Source organism: Pseudomonas sp. FSL R10-1339, from assembly GCF_009600545.1.
In the GTDB taxonomy this organism is placed as follows: domain Bacteria; phylum Pseudomonadota; class Gammaproteobacteria; order Pseudomonadales; family Pseudomonadaceae; genus Aquipseudomonas; species Aquipseudomonas bubulae.
Window position 1 is genome coordinate 1 of record NZ_WIVQ01000353.1, and the last position, 218, is coordinate 218.

A 218-nucleotide genomic window follows, 5' to 3' on the forward strand; every position below is an offset into this window, starting at 1 on the left:
GACGCGAACGTGCCCTGACCGAAACCGGTCAACGCAGCCAGCATCTGGCCAGTCTGGTTGTTGTCGCTGTCGATGGCTTGTTTACCCAGGATCACCAGCTGTGGCTGTTCCTTGTCGACAACGGCCTTGAGCAGCTTGGCCACGGCCAGCGAGGTCAGGTCTTCGGCGGACTCGACCAGAATGGCGCGATCAGCACCCAGCGCCAGCGCGGTACGCAG

1 pseudogene is annotated in these 218 nt (G+C 62.8%); it reads right to left on the minus strand.

Annotated features, from left to right (window positions below):
* A pseudogene (locus tag GHO03_RS25035) lies at window positions 1-218 on the minus strand (electron transfer flavoprotein subunit beta/FixA family protein); the annotation flags it as partial.